The organism is Pseudomonas sp. NC02 (genome assembly GCF_002874965.1).
Lineage (GTDB): Bacteria > Pseudomonadota > Gammaproteobacteria > Pseudomonadales > Pseudomonadaceae > Aquipseudomonas.
Genome location: NZ_CP025624.1, coordinates 3,813,027 through 3,831,021, shown reverse-complemented (window position 1 = coordinate 3,831,021; position 17,995 = coordinate 3,813,027). Strand labels below are relative to the sequence as shown.

10 protein-coding genes are annotated in these 17,995 nt (G+C 59.8%); 4 read left to right on the top strand and 6 right to left on the bottom strand.

Annotated elements, in window-relative coordinates:
- The first annotated feature begins 83 nt into the window (after positions 1-83).
- Entirely contained in the window at positions 84-1,709 is a 1,626-nt protein-coding gene (locus C0058_RS18080; protein WP_102369247.1) for a methyl-accepting chemotaxis protein, read from the top strand.
- Positions 1,710-1,872: 163 nt separating this feature from the next.
- Here the strand turns inward: C0058_RS18080 and C0058_RS18070 are convergent, their stop codons facing one another.
- The 5 genes from C0058_RS18070 to C0058_RS18050 form a co-directional block, all read right to left on the bottom strand.
- Positions 1,873-2,850 (bottom strand): D-glycerate dehydrogenase, encoded by a 978-nt coding sequence (locus C0058_RS18070; RefSeq protein ID WP_102369245.1) that lies wholly within the window; start codon positions 2,848-2,850, stop codon positions 1,873-1,875.
- A complete protein-coding gene (locus tag C0058_RS18065; RefSeq protein WP_102369244.1) occupies positions 2,850-4,145 on the bottom strand; it encodes an MFS transporter in 1,296 nt (431 codons plus the stop codon). The genes C0058_RS18070 and C0058_RS18065 overlap by 1 nt, the downstream gene beginning before the upstream one ends.
- Before the next feature lie 55 nt (positions 4,146-4,200).
- On the bottom strand, positions 4,201-5,145 hold the full coding sequence (locus C0058_RS18060) for a sugar kinase (protein ID WP_102369243.1): 945 nt from the start codon (positions 5,143-5,145) through the stop codon (positions 4,201-4,203).
- Positions 5,138-5,920: a sugar phosphate isomerase/epimerase gene (locus C0058_RS18055; protein ID WP_102369242.1), complete on the bottom strand. Its 783-nt coding sequence runs from the start codon at positions 5,918-5,920 to the stop codon at positions 5,138-5,140. Before C0058_RS18055 ends, C0058_RS18060 begins: the two co-directional genes overlap by 8 nt.
- Before the next feature lie 88 nt (positions 5,921-6,008).
- The gene (locus C0058_RS18050; RefSeq protein WP_003214073.1) at positions 6,009-7,067 is read right to left on the bottom strand and encodes a LacI family DNA-binding transcriptional regulator; all 1,059 of its coding nucleotides are present in this window, start codon (positions 7,065-7,067) and stop codon (positions 6,009-6,011) included.
- Between the two features lie 277 nt (positions 7,068-7,344).
- Here C0058_RS18050 and C0058_RS18045 point away from each other — a divergent pair, with 277 nt between their 5' ends.
- The 3 genes from C0058_RS18045 (at position 7,345) to C0058_RS18035 (ending at position 14,011) form a co-directional block, all read left to right on the top strand.
- Entirely contained in the window at positions 7,345-9,336 is a 1,992-nt protein-coding gene (locus C0058_RS18045) for a hypothetical protein (RefSeq protein WP_102369241.1), read from the top strand.
- Between the two features lie 144 nt (positions 9,337-9,480).
- The gene (locus C0058_RS18040; RefSeq protein ID WP_102369240.1) at positions 9,481-11,511 is read left to right on the top strand and encodes a hypothetical protein; all 2,031 of its coding nucleotides are present in this window, start codon (positions 9,481-9,483) and stop codon (positions 11,509-11,511) included.
- A gap of 232 nt (positions 11,512-11,743) precedes the next feature.
- The gene (locus C0058_RS18035) at positions 11,744-14,011 is read left to right on the top strand and encodes an autotransporter outer membrane beta-barrel domain-containing protein (protein ID WP_102369239.1); all 2,268 of its coding nucleotides are present in this window, start codon (positions 11,744-11,746) and stop codon (positions 14,009-14,011) included.
- A 103-nt stretch (positions 14,012-14,114) separates the two neighbouring features.
- On the opposite strand, the gene C0058_RS18030 is transcribed toward C0058_RS18035, so the two are convergent.
- Positions 14,115-17,978 carry an Ig-like domain-containing protein gene (locus tag C0058_RS18030; protein ID WP_102369238.1) on the bottom strand — a complete coding sequence of 1,288 codons (3,864 nt, stop codon included), beginning with the start codon at positions 17,976-17,978 and terminating at the stop codon, positions 14,115-14,117.
- Positions 17,979-17,995: the final 17 nt, after the last annotated feature.

Here is a 17,995-nt window from a genome sequence, read left to right as displayed (position 1 = left end):
CGTAAGGTCAGAGCAGCGCGTTGACGCTGACTGACCGTGTCGCGGCAGGGACGCGCGCAGCCACTACTTCTGAGAGCGCACCTATGTCCCTCCGTAACCTGAATATTGCCCCCCGAGCTTTCCTTGGTTTTGCGTTCATTGCGTTGCTTGTGGTTATCCTGGGGGTGTTTGCGGTCAACCGCATGACGCTGATCCGCCAGGCCTCGGTCGACATGGGAACCAACCAGTTACCCAGCGTAAAGTACCTTGGCAACATTACCGAAAACGTGTTGCGCCTGCGCATCCTGTCCTTCCGCATTCTGATCAACCGCGAGCCGGCCGCCGTGCAGGACGCCAAGGAGCGCTCGGCCATTCTGGTGGACAAGGTCAAGGTGGCCCAGGCCGCCTATTCGGCCTTGCCTGCCGAGGGCGAAGAGGCCAGCGTCTACAAAGCCTTTTCCGCGACCCTCGACAGCTACCTGACCGCCCAGGCCGAGATGATGTCGCTGTCGCAGCAAAACAAGGTCGAGGAGATGCGTACCCTGATCAATACCCGGATCAAGGACGGCACCGACCTGATGGGCGAGCAGTTGAATAAACTGATCGCCATCAACAGCGCCGGGGCCGATCAGGCCAACGTCGCCGCCGAAGGCAGTTATTCTCAGGCTGTGACCGGGATCATCATCGTCGCCGTGCTGGCAGCCTTGATGACGGTGTTGCTGGCCTGGCTGCTGACCCGCAGCATTGTCGCTCCGCTGCAAAAGGCGGTCAGTGCTGCCGAGTCCATCGCCGGCGGCAACCTGAGCAAACCCATCGAAGTCGACGGCAAGGACGAACCGGCCCGCCTGCTCGGCGCCTTGGCCGCGATGCAGAACAACCTGCGCCAGACCATCCAGCACATCGCCGGCTCAGCCACGCAGTTGGCCTCCGCCGCTGAAGAGCTCAGCGCCGTCACCGAAGAAGCCTCCAAAGGCCTGCAACAGCAAAACAACGAAATCGACCAGGCCGCCACCGCGGTCAACGAAATGACGGCCGCCGTGGAAGAAGTGGCGCGCAACGCGGTGTCCACCTCCGAGGCCTCCAGCCAGTCTAACCAGGCTGCGCGGGAAGGGCGCGACCGAGTGGTGGAAACCGTCGGCGCGATCCAGACCATGACCCAAGACGTGCAAAACACCTCGGTGCTGATCGAAGGCCTGGCCACCCAGGGCCGTGATATTGGCAAGGTACTGGATGTGATTCGCGCGATTGCCGAGCAGACCAACCTGCTGGCACTCAACGCGGCGATTGAAGCGGCGCGTGCCGGTGAAGCCGGGCGTGGTTTTGCGGTGGTGGCGGACGAAGTGCGGGCCCTGGCCCATCGCACGGCGCAGTCGACCCAGGAAATCGAGAAAATGGTCGCCGGCATCCAGAGCGGTACGGGTGAAGCGGTGCAGTCCATGCAGCAGAGCAACCAGCGCACCCAAAGCACCCTGGAAATGGCGCGGGCTGCCGGTGTGGCCCTGGAGCAGATCACCCAGTCCATCAGCCTGATCAACGAGCGCAACCTGGTGATCGCCAGTGCGTCGGAAGAACAGGCTCAGGTGTCCCGCGAAGTGGATCGCAACCTGGTGAACATCCGCGACCTGGCGACGCAGTCGGCGGCGGGTGCCAATCAGACCTCAGCCGCCAGTCACGAACTGTCGCGCCTGGCAGTGGATTTGAACGGGATGGTGGCCAGGTTCGTCATTTAATCTGAAATGCGATCAAAAATGTGGGAGCGGCGGTGCGACGATTCGACTTGCTCGCGAAAGCGGTGTATCAGTTGATGCATTCGGTGGCTGACACACCGCCTTCGCGAGCAAGTCGAATCGTCGCACCGCCGCTCCCACATTGGGTGCTGTGGTGTTTCAGGAATCAGTGTTTCCAGGCCGCCGGATTCACCAGGTTCTTCGGCTTCTCACCCGCCAGCGCCGCCAGCAGATTGTCCACCGCACACTTGGCCATCGCCTCCCGCGTCTCATGAGTCGCTGAACCGATATGCGGCGTCGCCACCACATTGTTCAAACGCAACAACGGCGAGTCATGCTGCAGTGGCTCCCGCACAAACACATCCAGCCCCGCCGCACGAATCGTGCGCTGTTGCAACGCCTCAATCAGCGCCGGCTCGTCCACCACCTTGCCTCGGGAGATGTTGATAAAGATCGTCTCCGGGCCCATCAGTGCGAACTCTTCAGCGCCAATCAAACCTTCGGTTTCAGCCGTCAGCGGCAAGGTCAGGCACACAAAGTCGGCTTCCCGGAGCAGGTCCGGCAGGCTGCGGTATTGCGCGTCAAAACGTTGCTCCACTGCAGGTTTTGGCGAGTGGCTGTGGTAGATCACCGGCATGCCGAACCCGAAGTGCCCACGCTGGGCCAAGGCTTCGCCAATTCGGCCCATGCCGATAATGCCAAGCGTCTTGCCGTGTACATCGCTGCCGAAATGCAGCGGGCCGATGTTCTGGTTCCAGTTGCCGGCGCGCACCATATTGGACAGCTCCACCACTCGCCGGGCGGTCGCCAGGATCAGGGCGAAGCCGGTATCGGCGGTGGTTTCGGTCAGCACGTCGGGGGTATTGCTGAGCAGGATGCCGCGCCCGGTCAGGTAGTCGATGTCGTAGTTGTCGACACCGACCGACACGCTGGCCACGGCCTCAAGGTTTGGCGCCAGATCCAGCAGTTTGGCATCCAGGCGCAGGCTGGCACCCAGCAACCCCTGGGCCGTCGGCAAGGCTTCACGCAGTTTGGCCAGGCCGCTTTCATCCAGCGATTCAATAAGCGTGACCTCGGCCTGTTCATGCAGGCGGGCCATCAGCGGTGCAGAGAGTTTCTTGTAGAGCACGACAGACTTTTTCATCAGGTCTTTACCTTCAATTCAAGGGAGTGCAGCGGGGCGCGCTCGCGGTCGCTGGCGCCGGGCTTGAGAAAGATCGTCAACACCACCGACACCAGCAGCGCACCACTCATCAGCAAGTACGAGGCGCCGGGCGATCCGGTGCTGCTGTTGAGGTAGCCCACCAGGTACGAACCGCCGAACGAACCGAGGGCGCCCATGCTGTTGATCAGCGCCATGGCGCCGCCGGCGACGTTGGCCGGAAGGATCTCGGGGACGATTGCGAAAAACGGCCCGTACGGCGCGTACATACAGGCCCCGGCGATCACCAGCAGGGTGTACGACCACCAGAAGTGTTCGGCGCCGAGCACGTAGGACGCATAAAACGCGATGGAGGCGATCAGCAACGGTGGCCACACAAAACGTTTACGTTTTTGCAGTTTGTCCGAGCCCCAGGACACCGCCAGCATGCCGATCACCGCCGCCAGGTACGGCAGCGCCGACAGCCAGCCGGCCTCGACCATGTCCATTTTCAGGCCGGCCTTGAGGATCGACGGCAGCCACAGCACGAAGCCATACACGCCAATGCTCCAGCAGAAAAACTGCAGCGCCAGGATGATCACCTTGGGTGAGCGAAAGGCCTCGGCGTAGTTCTTTACCGCCTTGATGCCCACTTGTTCTTCGGCGAGGGCTGTTTCCAGGTCTTTTTTATGCTGGGCGCTCAGCCATTTGGCGTCTGCGGGTTTTTCATCCGCCAGCTTCCACCAGATAAACGCCCACAGCACCGCCGGCAAACCTTCGATGATAAACATCCAGCGCCAGCTGAAATGCTGCACCAGGTAGCCCGAGACCACCGACATCCACATCATGGTCACCGGGTTGCCGAGGATCAGGAAGGTGTTGGCTCGCGAGCGTTCCGCGCGGGTGAACCAGTGGCACAGGTACACCAGCATCGCCGGCATCACGGCGGCTTCGACCACCCCGAGCATGAAGCGGATCACGATCAGCATGTAGGCGTTGGACACCATGCCGGTCAGGGTGGCCAGGCCGCCCCACAGGATCAGGCTGACGAAAATCAGCTTCTTCACGCTGCGTTTCTGCGCGTAGATCGCACCGGGCACCTGGAAGAAAAAGTAGCCGAGGAAGAACAGCGCGCCGAGCAATGACGACATGCCCGGGGTGATCATCAGGTCTTCGGCCATCCCGGAGGCGGCGGCAAAGCCGTAGTTGGCGCGGTCCAGGTACGCCAGGCTGTAGGTGATAAACACGATGGGCATGATGTACCACCAACGGCGGGTGGCGAGTTTCAACGGGTCCATAAGGTTGCTCCTGAGCTTGTTGTAGTTGTGGCAACAGGTAACTCGGTGATGCTGATTAACCGGCTTTCTGGGTGTGGGGCAGATCGGTCCTGAACGGCAAGCCTTCCATGTCGCCACGGCTCTGCACCGCGCGGCTGCCGATCCAGTTGCCGCGCTGCACGGCTTCGCTGAAGCTCAGGTTTTCCAGGAGCGCGCTGATCATGCCCACGGCAAATCCATCGCCGGCGCCGACCGTGTCGACCACCTTGGCCACTGGCACGGCGGCGACAAACCCCTGGTCCAGCTGGGTGCGGTAATACGCGCCGTGGGGCCCGAGCTTGATGGCCACGGCTTCCACGCCCTGGTCCAGGTAAAACGCGGCGATGTCGGCCGGGTCTTCAAAACCGGTGAGCAAGCGGCCTTCGCTCAAGCCCGGCAACACCCAGTCCGCCAGGCAGGCGAGGGCGTTGATTTCGCTGATCATGCGTTGCTCGTTCGCCCACAGGGACGGGCGCAGGTTCGGGTCGAAGGACACGCTGCGCCCGGCCTCGCGCATTTGCGTCATCAACTGGCGCGACAGGTCGCGGGTGGCGTCCGACAGCGCCGGCGGAATGCCGGTGGCGTGCAGGTGCCGGGCTTGCAACAGCTCAGGCTTGATCGCCTCGACCGACAAATGGCTGGCGGCCGAGCCACGGCGGAAGTACTCCACCTGCGGATCATCGCCGGCTTCCTCGCGGGACTTGAGTTGAAAGCCCGTGGGGTGCAGCGGGTCCACCGCCACCTGAGTGCAGTCCAGGCCTTCGTTCTGCAAGGTGTCCACCACGAAGCGCCCGAGGGAATCGGCACCCACGCGGCTCAGCCATGCGACGTTGAAGCCCAGGCGTGACAGGCCGATGGCGACGTTGCTGTCGGCGCCGGCAATGCGCTTGTGAAACTGGGCAACCTGGGCCAGGTCGCCGGTCTGTTCGGCGACAAACATCGCCATGGTTTCACCAAACGACAGGATATCGATCTCAGACATGTGCGTTCTCCACGCGGGGCTGGCCGAGGACGGCGAGGGCGGCGACCTGCTGGGCGGTGACCTGCACCAGGTCATTGCCTTGCAGCGGAAATTCCACGGCCCGGGTAATACCTTGAGTCATGTGCTTGAGCAGTTGTTCCCACAGATGCAGGTCGGCGGCGCCCGGCGGCAGGGCCACCAGCTTGCCGTCGGCGCGGCGGGCCACGGCCTTGCAGTGCAGGTAATCCACGTGGCGGCCCAGCAGGCGTGCAGCGGTGGTCGCCGATTGGTCTTGCCATTGCCAGTTGCCGATATCGAAGGTCATTTTCACCGGCACCGCGAACCGCTCGACTTCGTTGAAAAAGCGCTGCATCGGCTCGATGCGCCCGCCGTGCAGGGTCTGGTCGTTTTCCACCAGCAGCTTGACCGGATGCCGGTTGAGCAGGGCGCTCAAACTGTCGAGGTCGTTGGTGTCGGTGAAATAGCCCAGGGAGACTTTCAGCCAGCGGGCGCCGAATGCCTGGGCGCGGTTGAGGGTGGCGGCCAGTTCGGCATTGGGCTGCGAGCGACCGGCCACCCAGAGTTCCAGGGGCGATGAGAACACGCACTCCAGGCCTTGATCGGCTGCAGCTTGCGCCAGCTCATGGGGTTGTTCGGTGGTCAGCAGCTCTTCGCGCCATTCGATGCGTTGCGCGCCGGCGGCAGCCAGCACCTCGACGAAACTCAACTGGCCTTGCTGGCGGACCAGGTCGGCGCCGTAACTGGAAAGGCTGATGGAGACGGGGTATTTATGCATTGTTGTGGACCTCTGAAACCGGTTTCATTTTTATTCGCAAAATAAACGTGTGGGAGCTGGCTTGCCTGCGATGGCGGCGGTCAGCCGCCTACTGCTTCGCCGGAGAAACCGTTATCGCAGGCAAGCCAGCTCCCACAAGGGATTGGGTCGAGCCCCGGATAATCAGTTGTGGCAAGAAGTCCAGGGTGCGTGGGGGCTGGCTATCGCCGCGCAAGCGCTTGAGTAAACAGTCAAACGCACTGGCGCCGATGGCCTCGGTGGGCTGGGCGAGGGCGGTGATGCCGTTGCCCACCAGCGGGTACCAGTCGAGGTCATCCAGGGCGATCAGGCCCACGTCATCAAACAGGTCGCAGCCTAGATTTTTCAACGCACGGGTACACGCCAGTGCCGCGATTCCGTTGGCGCAGAACAACGCCTTGGGGCCGGATTTGCCTAGAAACTTTTGCAGACGCTGTTCCAGTTCGCCGTCCAACTCGAGTACGGCGCCGGTCAACGTCGGACGGTTGGTCATCTCCGCCTTGAAACTGTCCAGGCGCTCAAGCCGCGAGCTGGTGCCGTCGGTGGCTTCAGTCACCAACAGCAGGTCGCGATAGCCTTGTTGTTCCAGATGCTCCACGGCCATGCGCACCGCCACCGGGTTGTCCAGCCCTACCAGGTCGCTGTGCAGCGGTTCGACCTTGCGGTCCACCAGCACCAGGGGCATTTCCCGTTGCAGTTCCAGCAATTGGTCCAGGTGATGGCCGAGGGTATTCACGATCAGCCCTTCGATGTTGTAGGCACGCAGGGCCGCCAGGTGCTGGCGCTCCTGCTCGTCATCGCGGTCGGTGTTGCACACCACCAGGCTGTAGCCGTGCTGGCGGCAGGCGGTTTCCACGCCATGCATTACGGCAATCGAATAGGGGTTGCGGATATCGGCTACCAGCATGCCGATCAGGCGGGTGCGCCCGCGTTTCAGGCCGCGGGCCATCTGGTTGGGGCGATAGCCCAGCTCATCGATGGCCTGCTCGATGCGCAGGGCGATGGCATCGGAGAGCAGGGCACGGTCGTCGCCGATAAAGCGCGACACGCTGGCCTTGGACACACCGGCGCGCTCGGCGACGTCCAGCATGGTCACGCGGCTGCGTTGGGCGGCGGAAAAAGTAGTCACGGCGGCGGGCCTTTCTTATTGGATTTATCTGGGTTCCAAGGCGAAACCAATTGCTGAAACCGGTTTCAGGAAACACCAAGTAGGAAATTTCGTCAAGCGCTGCTCAGTAACCGCCCTGGCAGCAAGGCCGAGCAAAAAGCGACGAATGGAGGGGGCTACCTGTTAATTCTGACAGTATCCGGCCGGAGGAATCGGGCGCTTAATTCTCTCAACGCCACTTGGTATACACACGCCGCCTGCCGGCAGGCCACTGTCCACCGTGTTGAGGATTAAACCCATGTCTGACGTCTCTGAATCCACTTACCTGATCAAACCCTTGGGCGCGGACGACGGGGGCACTGTGTTGCTGGACCCGATGGACATACCCGGCGTCGACAGTGGTGACCCCCGGGGCGTGATCCCGCGCTCGCGCCTGCAGGGCCCGCTGCAGGTCAACATTCCGATGTGGAACCCGCGACCCGAGCCGCTGCTGGATGAGCCGCACATCGTGCGCCTCCGCTGGGTGTGGGCGGGTGTCGATGAGGTGGTTGATTCGCGGCAGGTGTTTGGCCCGCCACCCCCTTTGCCAGCGGTGATCTCACTGGAGGTGCCCCTGTCACGATTGACTGATGAGGGCTCCGGCACCGCGCAACTCTACTACACGGTTCAGGACTCCTTTGGCGGCGTCAGTGTGCTGAATCCCAGGAGAACACTCACCATCGATCTGGACTCGCCTGAGTTACTGAACCCTCTGGATACTGTGGATTTTGTAGTTGCCCCGACCCCGAACGTCGATGAGCAATACCTGCTCGATAACGTGCCGGTGGCGTTCAATATTCCGTTCTACACCGTGCGCGCGGACAGGGACCGGATTGAATTCTACCTGTCCAACCGGGATAACCCGCCGCTAAGCGCGGCGGACGCCGAGTACGTGATCGCGTTAGCCTCAGACCCGCTGGTTGCTTACGTGGACCCCGATATTTTTCGCAGGTTGAACAACGGTGACGCCTATATTTTCTACCGCATTTTTGACGAGGCAGGCAATTTCAGCAGCCAGAGTGCCGGACTGCTGTTTCAGCTGGCACTGACGCCGTTGCCGAGCAACTTGCCGCGTCCGCAAATTCGGCCACCGGCATACGACGACAGCCTGATCAAGCGCGATGATGCACGTCGTGGCGTGTTCATGCGCATTGACCCCGCCTACGACGATTGGGCGCCGGGGGACCAGGTAATCGCCTATTGGAATGCCCGTCCGACAGTCCCGCAGCCGATACTGAGCTTCCCTTGTGATGTGGAAATTCCATGGCTGACCCTCAGGGGGCCTGCGCCTGTACTGGTTCCCGAAGCGGCGGTGGTGCGCTACGAAATCATTCGCGGAGCCCTGCCTCCATTTCGTTCCTTATCGGAACGGTTCAATGTCGACCTGACGATTGCCGGCCAGGACCATCCCAATGCGCCCGCATTGCTTAACCCGACCCTGGCCAGCGTCACGGTGATAGGGCGCGGCTCCAAGACTCCCAATCAGCTCAATCATCTGGATCGTGGGCTGGCTGCCCAGGCATATGTTCCTTTGTTTGCAGATCCGGTTGCGGGTCAATTGCTCAGTCTGTTCTGGAACGGTGTTGGCCCGGTGGCCAGCCATCCCGTGCAGTTGGGGGAGGTAGGAGGGCAGTTGGTGTGGTTTACCGATATTCCCTGGAATCTGATCGAGGGGACGGTCAATCCACGTCTGCCGGTCCATTACCTCACCAGTAATGGGGTCAACGAACAACAGTCGCCGCCAACTTTTGTGTATGTCGATGTGACGGCGCTGATTGATTTTACTCCTCCGCAAGTTCAGCACACCCTGACTAGCGAGTATGTGACCTGTTGTTCTTCGCCTTCGCCTTTATATGGCGTGCATTGGTTGATTCCGGGCAATATCGGCCTGCAACTTAACGACGAGGTGCGTTTTCACTGGCAAGGCTATGCGCGTAATAACTGGGTTGATCCTATTGCTGGCACTGAATACGAAGAAACCATCCAAGTGCTGCAACCCCATATTGATAACGGTATTAAAGTTGTGGTGGAACCGTTCGACCGGACCTTGGAGCCTATGCGCGAATACGGTTCAGCTGTGGCCAGTTTCGAAGTGTGGCGCAACCTGGGCAAGGTGGGTGACTCCCGGCCAGACGTCAAGGGGAGCGGACATATCCGTGTCGACCTGACCTTTCCAACGGGTGGGTTTTGTAAACCCGGGGATGTCATTAGTTGCACTAGTGATGGAAAGGCAACGTTGGTCAAAGATTAAAGGACTGGGTGTATTTGTTGTTGTGCAGGGAATAGTCGGCGTGTGATAGGCGTGCAAGCGCTTTGTCTCGCGACGCGAACGGCTACGTCAATGGTAGGGAAGTGTGGGTGAGATGTAATTCGTCTTAATATCTGGAGACACGTAATGAAAAAGGACACGCTCGACTTTATCCGTAACTATGCAAAGAATCGAAGTGCCAATACGACTGACGCCTTGCCTGATGGTATTCTTGAAGGTGAGGTGCCTGGCTACCCTGGATTGCTTTCACGGGAGTACAACCTGCGTGAGAATTTGAATTTCTCTATTCCACTATGGCCTGACGCCGATACCCATCCGTTTCTTGACGATCTTGTCAGTGTTTGGTGGAAAAATTTCGATGACACCGAGTGGGGCGAGCCCATTTATAGGTTCACCGTTGCTGCCCCAGGGCCTGAGACAGTGGTGAACATTGCTCAAGGTCGGCGGCCCGCGGGGCGGTACCAAATCAAGTACGGAATTGAAGTACGTGGCGTTGACAACTATTCCGAATCAGATCCGCAGACCGTTGTCGTTGACCTGACACCACCGTATGCCATTTCCCCCGATGCACCGCCGGCGCCGATTCCGCCTGCCGACCTGCCGACACCTGCCGACCGCGACTACTTTGAAAGCAAGCCCAATGAGTCTGCAATGTTTACGATCCCGGATTATGTGGCGCATGGTCGGGCAGACGGCGATTGGGCGTATCTTTACTATAATGGCTCCGATACGCCCTATGCACCCAACCCGCCCGATCCTTCGCCACGCTGGAATCTGCCTGCGGACCTGAGCTTTCCATTGCCATTATCCGTGGTTGACGCCAATCCGGATGGCCTGCGCAATTTGCGGTATGAGTTGTTCGACGCGGCAGGGAATTGGGCGCGGCTTTCGACTGCCTACGAGATGGACGTGGGCCTGTTTCCAGCGCCCGAGAACCTGCTGGCCCCCCTGGTTGACCGAACCTCACCCCCCGGCGATGTATTGATTGATCGGGCAGACGTTGCGCTGGACGGCGGCATGATCGTGCGTATTCCTGAATATACGAACTTTCTGCGCGGCGTCGATGGAGATGAATTCCTCGTCACATTGAGGACAAGCATCACCACCGTTCCCTTGGAGGCCCAGCCACTGGGCAACAGCCGTTTCCCGGCGGAGGTTTACGTTCCGTACAGGGTGCTGGAAATCCTGTATGGCGCCACTCGAGGGCTATTGCCGTTGACGGTTTCCTATGTGGTGCGGCGGCGGTCTGTCAACAACCCGGCGACACCGACCACCACCGTCAACCTGGACCTGTTTGTTGTCGGCCCCACTCCCATTGGCCCGGACCCGATCAACGATGACCTGCTGCCCGTAGTCGTGAACGGGGTGGACGCAACCGGTACCGAGGGCCCCGACGACGAACTGGAGCGCGACCACGCCAACCGGCCTGCAATTGCTCGGGTAACGTTATGGAGTACGGCACCCACACCGGATGCCAGCGACTTTACGATCCGCCTTTACTATTCGGGCGAACTCGTTGCTACCCAACCGGTGACCGGCGCCTCGGCTGGCCAGGTGATTCCGCTCTCAATCCCGTGGAGCTTCATTGAGCGTCATGGCAATGGCCGCAAGACGGTGTTCTACACCATTGCCCAAGGGGCCAGCACCAACCGCCAGTTTTCCCCTGACACGACGGTGACGGTGAATGCCAACTTCAAAGAGCTTGCCCCGCCGGTGGTACGACATCTGTCGGACGCAGGGGCGATCAACTGCGCTACGTTCAGGCCTGAAAATCCTCCCGGAAACGTTGTGGTGTTTATCCCGCCTTCGGAGCACTTTGAACTGAGGATGGTGGTTACGCTGCACTGGCAGGGCTACAGCGACAATGCAGGAACGATAGAGGTCCCGGCAGCAGTGGGTCGTGTGGACTCCATACCGCTCACGCAAGCCATGATCAATTCTGGGTTCGAGTTGCTCCTGGGGCCCTATGAGACCATCTACAAACCCATCCAGCCCAACTCGGGTGCAAGGCTGGCCGGCTCCGCGCGGATCTGGTACACCATCAACCTGCCTGAAGGACCATTACCTTCCGATGAAGCGCATCCTCTTGTTCGCGGGGTTCGGATAGGTGGAACGAATGGCTTTTTCTGCGACGGTACTGCCGTCCCGCTTCCTTGATACTTGTTTGAGCCCTAATGCCAAAGAGGAGCCTTGCTCCTCTTTGGCATTTTTGCCGTTGGGTCGACTACAAACTGCATTCACTTTCAGCACAGCACCTTGGGATTAGTCCTACAGATGTTGGGAACAGCTCTGGGTACCTTGGGCGCCGCTTGATTGGCAGGGTCCACACGCTTTTCGGAACCGGCCAGTTTTTTTCCGTAAAGGAACGCCAACCCAGAGGTCCGTAAAGATGTCAGCTCCATTCAATTTCAAACCAACTCCCTTAAGCCTTGCCTTCAAGGCCAAGGCCGTCACACTGCTGATGCTCATGGCGCAGCTGTCCGAAGCGCGTGTCGTGACCGGCCCGGATGAAATGGTGGGGCCTGGCCCGCGCCCTGACACTTTTGAATTGCGTGCAGGTTCCCGCCTGACGGTTCTGGGAGTGCCCACCCTGCAAATCACTGCCAATTCCGCAACCCTGATTGTCAATGCCGGCAGCAGCACCCGGGACATTGCCGCAATCAACTCCGACATCCGCATCGATGGTTCGGACGTCATTGCGCGGGATTCGGCAAGGGCTGGGGTTCATGTCACGGGCAGCAACGTGCTGATCACCAACAGCAACGTTACCCACAACAACGGAACCGGGCTGGCAGCGGCCCGTTCCCTGGGCGCCACCAATGGTTCCAGCGTCACGGTCGTCAACAGTCACATCACCGGCAGCACCCGCGGTGCCTCGGCCAGTGCCCACAGTGTGCTGGACCTGACCGATTCGCGTGTCGAGGCGACCGCAGATGATGGCGTGGGTATCGAACTGTTCAATGGCCAGGCCCGTGCGTTCAATACCAGCATCGTTGGTGGAGACATTGGCGTGAAGATGGGCGTGGATAACGACCCGACTTTGGCCAGCAGCCTGATCCTCGACCGCTCGAGCGTCGAGGGCAAGACCGGTTCGGCGATTCAGGTCGGCTCGTTCAGGCCCGGGGAATCCACCCTTGCTGATATTCATGTACTCAATGGCTCCACGCTGACCGGCGCAAACGGTGTGCTGCTGGAAGTCATGAATGGCGCCACCGCCAACATGAACGTCGACCGCAGCTTCCTGGTCGGTGACGTGGTGGTCGAAGACGGCAGCACCGCCAGGTTGCAGCTCAACAATGGCTCCTGGCTCACCGGCAAACTGCAGAACGTCGCCGAGTTGAGCGTCAATTCAGCGTCCCACTGGATGCTGGTGGATGACAGTTCAGTCGGCGACCTGATCATGGGCGGCGGCACCGTGCACTTTGGCGGCGCCGATGAGTTCTTCCAGTTGGACGTCAACAGCCTGTCGGGTGACGGCAGCTATGTGATGCACACCGACTTCAGCACCGGCCAGACCGACTTGCTCAACGTCAACGGGGTCGCCACGGGCAACCACAGCCTGCTGTTGGCGGCGACCGGCTCCGAGTTGGCGAGTGCGTTGCCGATTCGTGTGGTGCACACCGAAGGTGGCGATGCGCACTTCTCGCTGGACGGCGACACCGTGGATGTGGGCGCCTATTCCTACGGGCTGAAGAAGGAAGACACCGACTGGTACCTCGATCCTAACCGTCGTGGCACCAGCAACAGCACCAAAACCGTGATGGCGTTGTTCAACACGGCCCCCACCGTGCTGTACGGCGAGATGTCCCTGCTGCGTACCCGCATGGGTGAGCTGCGTTTCAGCGACGGCCAGAGCAACGGGTTCTGGATGCGTGGCTACGGCAACAAATACGAGGTAGCCGGGAACAAGGACGGTGGTGGCTACACGCAAAACCAGCGTGGCCTGAGCCTGGGTGCCGATGCGCCATTGTCGGGCGGAGATGGCCAGTGGATGGCCGGTGTCATGGCGGGTCACAGCACGTCCGACATCGGCGCCAACACTTCCGGCAGCGGCAAGGTCAACAGCTACTACCTGGGGGGGTATGCCACCTGGATCGACGACGAGAGCGGGCTGTACTTCGACGGCGTGGTCAAGCTCAACCGCTTGCACAACGAGGTCAACGTGACCATGAGCGACGGCAAGCGTGCCAAGGGCAACTACACGCAGAATGCCGTGAGCGCATCGGCGGAAGTCGGCCGGCATATCAAGCTCGACGATGGTTACTTTGTAGAACCGTACTCGCAACTGAGCACAGCGATTATCCAGGCGCAAAGTTACGAGCTGGACAATGGCCTGCAGGCCAAGGGGGATCGCACCGCCTCCGTGGTGGGCAAGCTCGGCGTGACAGGTGGCAAGAATATCCAGCTGGAGAGCGGCGGGGTGCTGCAGCCCTACCTGCGTACAGCGTTGGCCCATGAGTTCAACCACAGCAACAAGGTCAAGGTGAACGACCAGCGCTTCAACAACGATGTGTTCGGTTCGCGTATTGAAGTGGCAGCGGGCGTGGCGATGTCGGTGTCGAAGAACGTCAAGCTGCACGCTGATATTGAACATGCCCAGGGCAAGAAGGTGGATCAGCCGTGGGGGGTTAATGTGGGAGTGCGTTACGATTTCTAGGAAACAGGGGTAAAGAAAAAAGGAAGCCGAGGCTTCCTTTTTTTGTGGGTGGGGGGTTTGGGGTTAAATGGATCCGTCCCCATCATTTTTTGATGAATAATTGCTAGTAGCGAGTAAGGCACCATCCTCCGTAGATTGCATGGGAAGAGTTTACCGCCCATAACTGTATAGGGGCAGATATGTGCACGAACCAGTACCACGCATGCGGACTGAACTCGCAAAGCCCGTAATGTTTTGAGCGCGCTGGTGGATAATATATAGTGTTGAGCCGGTCCAAAGGACCAGTCCCCACAGTAGAAACTATCGGGTAGCCTCCTATCGATCGCATCCAGTTTATCTGAGCCTGAGAACTTTGTTCCGTCTCGTTGACTTGCAGTTGATAGATGTTGGAAACATTAACTGTATACTGCCTTTGAATATTGTTTCTATCAAAAGCAGTGATAACTGCCGATCCGTTGCGATTACCTGTCACCTTGCCCGACGAGGCATCTACTGAAGCAATCGCGGGGTTACTGGAGCTATAACGGTAGTTTGGCACGCCACCACTGGCCACGCGAGTCGCCGTATTGTTCGGCCAGTCTTGCCCTCTTGGGGACCAGTTTGCAATGATCCTAACTCCATTCAGGTTTAATTGACTTTGATCAATCCTCAGCGAAGTAATTACCGTATAGGTCGCAGTGGGGAACGTAATGGCCGTGGATTCAACGCTACTGCCATCAAACGTTACCTTGCACGTTACGGTGATGGTGCTGTTGTTAGGTAGGCCGTCCAGCCATGTGCGCAGTACCGCCTTGTTCACCAAGCCGGTCGATACTTCTCCCGCCGGCAGGCTGTAGTTTGTCAGCACATTCAACGGCGCGCTGCCCGCCCTGGTCAGTTGCACCCAGACCTTCTGGCCCGTTGCGGCCAAAGGCCAAGGGGCAACACTCAAGGTGGCATTGGTGCTGAAGTTATTGAGGTTCAACTCACCGCCTGTAGGGACGCCATTGATCAGCGGCCGAGGCAGCGCCGAGGACGGAACACGGTTGACGGTCAGCTTCTGTGTTTCTGACGGGACAGTAGTCGTCCCTATCGTCGCCATATAACGGAGCTCGATCAATTTGCCCGCGCTGTTGGCGAGGATGTCCCGGCTGATCTGAAAGTCGACGCGCTTATTGGTGTTACCGTTCTGCGCCGGGATGGTCGCCATGGTGCCGTTCGGGTAAATCCACTCGAGGGCGATGCGGTGGGCCGCGGTCATTTCGTTATAGGCCACCGCCACATAGGCGTTGTTCTGCCAGTCCTGTGGGTCGATGGTCAAGGTGGCGCCCTGCAGATTGGCAAAGGCCGGGCGCGGCAATGTGGCGGGGATCGACTGGATAATATGCTCGCGTACACCAAACAATACTGCGGTGTTTTTATCAGTGCTTTCGGCCAGGCTGACCCAGAAGCGAATGGTCAGGTGCGACTCGTTCCTGAGGCCTTGCAGCTCCGCCAACGGTATGGGTTGCGAGACACCCAGGGTGGCGCTTTCTCCAACAGGGGCGGCGATAAAAGTGTCCAGGTTGAACGCACTGCCGTCGGTGTTGGTACCCGTGTATTGCAGCCACATGAACTGCTCTTCAAAGGCCAAAGGCCAGGCCGCCACACGGGTGCGGGCTTGAGCGACGAGCTCGTTCGTCGGCAGGATCACGCTGTTGCCGACCCCGTCGATGGTTGGTGTGGGTAAGCCACTCAACGGCAGCAGGTCCAGGTTCAGAGTATCCGACTCATGGAGAAACCCGCTGCGGGTAAAACTGTATTGCACACTGATGCGGTTACGCTCGTTGCGAATGCCCTTGGCAATGGTACGGGCCTCTATCGGCACACCCACTTCATTGGTGTCGGGGTTGCCCCAACCCGTTTCGACGGTGCTGCCCAGCAGATCGGCCGTCACCCATTTCACTGAAAACGATTCGCTCTCGCGCATGCGCCGGTATTTCACCAGCACCGTTGCACCCGATTGAGCTGCCAGCGGGTCAAGCCGGTCAGGGTACTGCTCGGCTTCCACGACTTCAGGCGCATCCAGTTCCACGCCACGGCCCACGGTCAGGAGGGTTGTAAACGAGCGCAAGGTGAGTTTCGGCAGCGGGGTTTCGCGTTCCAGGCTGTAGGTGATGCGCAGTTGGCCATCGAAGTTGTTATCCAGCACCGCACGGCTCACCGGCAGTACCAGTGGCTGGCCCTGTGTCGCACCGTTGATCGTCACCGAACCGCTGGCGGAACCGCCTGTGCCCGTGCCCACAATGTTCCATTGGATATGGTCGCGGCTCCTGGTTGCCGTATAGGGTAGCGTCAGCAGCACGCTGTCGCCCACTACGTCAACCGGGTCAACGTTGTCGTCAATCGCACCCTGCAGGGTGGGGGCAGGCATGGTTTCGAGGCGTTCGTCGATGCGTACTGTCAGCACCCGGGATTTGCGTTCGATCAGCGCACCGTAGGCATGCAACTGGCTGTCTGCGCCGTCGTCGACCAGGTAGTACACCGCGACGTCACCTAATCCCTTGAAGCGTTGCAGCACCTCGCTGGTTACCCGGCGCGTGCCCCCTTGGTCCCCGGCCAGTTGCGGGTCGGAATAGCGCATTCCACCGCCCCCTGGAACGATCTGCTCGATGACCAGGGTTTCCATCGAATCGTAGGCGTGGGGCTGGTAGGACGGGATGCTGATAAACGCATCATCGTCCGGGTTGATCAGGCCCAACTCGCTCGGGGTCACGGTCACTGCCGGCATCGAGGTCGGTGTACCCACCACCGTTACGGTGACACTGCCAGACTGCCCGAGGTGGCCACCGGTGGCCGTGTGCCAGACGAATGAAGCCCTGAACGAGCCGCCGATGACGCGCTCGATCAAATCGCGGTCCACCGGGAAGATCTCTTCCCGACCGTTCCTGACTTCGACAGGATCAAGCACCAGTTCTTCGATCGTGCCGTCCGCCAGTGTGGCCGTCAGGGTAATCGTGACCTGGTTTGGGGGCAGCGGGGCCGGTGTCACCCGTGGGGTCTGCAACAGGATTTCGAACAGTGAATTACTTTGCGTGTCGTAATCGATTTGCCGGCTTTCCGCGTCATCCACCAGGAAAAACGGCGCGCTCATCAAGCTGGGGTCCAGTTCGGCGACCAGTCCATACGGCTTGGAGTACTGGTATTTTTCCCCTGAGTAATTCTGAACCACATCGAACACCCTGAAGCGCAGGGTGAGTGCGCCGTTGAGGCCGCCCTTGAGAATATTTTCCTTGCTGATAAATACCCTGATCGGCTGGATACCAGCGGCCTCGGTGGCCGTGACCAGGTGCCTGATCTCAACTCCGTCCCAATAGAACTCAATGGTGTCGTTCTTGCGCACGTTCGGATAGGGCGCAATCACGGCGTATAACCCGCGACTGATCGTGTCCATGTTGATCGTGCTGCTTTCGGGCAAGCCGTCGACACTCAGGCTCAGTTTACTGTGCCATTTGTCGTCACCATTGTTCTCAATCCCGCCGGGACGGGTGGTCTTGATCAATATGCTTTGCGGCGGCGAGGTGCTTTCCTGACCGCTGCCTGCGCGCACTACCCGCGCGCGCACTTGCACTTCACCTTCAGGCATGCGTTCGGCGATGACGTACATGCCATAACGATCCTGGTCCATCTCGACGACACCAGACGCCTGAAGATCGTTATTGAGGTACAACTCAAAGGCGTCGAAGATGGCCCAGGTGTGCCATTTTTCCAGGACGAAATACGCATAGGGCTGAACATGCCGAATGCCCAGGCCATAGGCGTAAGGTTCATCGGGATACTGGTCAAGCGAGACCGGCGGGAACGCCGAATAGGGCGGGGCCAGGTCTTCAGCCGTGATCACCGGCAGGGGCGCGGGCTCAAGGAGGGTCAGGGGGCTGTCGGAAACAGGTACACCTGGGTCTTCAATGACCGAGGCATTGTCATCGGGGTCGATCGGTTGGTTGGGCATGCTGACCACTCCTTGCT